The organism is Arthrobacter sp. MDT2-34-1 (assembly GCF_059091365.1).
On record NZ_JBNHGO010000121.1, the window covers coordinates 1 to 525 of the forward strand.

Genomic DNA, 525 nt, shown 5'->3' on the forward strand with positions numbered 1-525 from the left:
CGTTGCGATCCACGAAAATCAGGCCGCCCTGGACATTGCCGACGCACTTCATGCCGAACTTCAGCGAGGTCCATCCCGTCGCGGGCACCTCCGCCACCAAGCGCGCAATTTCCAGTTCAAGTTCATTCCGGCGGCCGACGATGTCAGCTGCGGTAGCACCTGCATTCACTCGTGATTCACTCCCAACTGTAGAAAGCTACCCGGACCCCGGCGGGCCTGCTACAGCCGCGCGAACCGGTACATAAATGCGGCCATGGCGTCGCGGTTGATCGGCTGCAGCGGGCGGTAGGTCTTGGACCCATCCGCCTCCGTCCAACCGGTCGAAATGCCCTTCTCGGCCAGCCAGGCCATTTCCTTGTAGAACTGCTGGCCGGTCAACACGTCCCGGAACGGGGCAACGGCCGGGGCGGTGTAAGCCGGAGATTCTGCCAAGCGGTACATGAAAGCCGCCATGGCGTCGCGCCCAATGGGTTCGAACGGCCGGTAGGTCTTCGTCCCGTCGGCTTCGGTCCAGCCGGTGGAAAT

At 63.0% G+C, this 525-nt stretch carries 1 protein-coding gene; it reads right to left on the bottom strand.

Annotation, left to right across the window (positions count from 1 at the left end; genetic code table 11):
• Positions 1-219: 219 nt before the first annotated feature.
• Positions 220-525 (bottom strand): S-layer homology domain-containing protein (locus AC5RVV_RS17965; protein ID WP_494002708.1); only part of this gene is annotated, 306 nt, incomplete at its 5' end.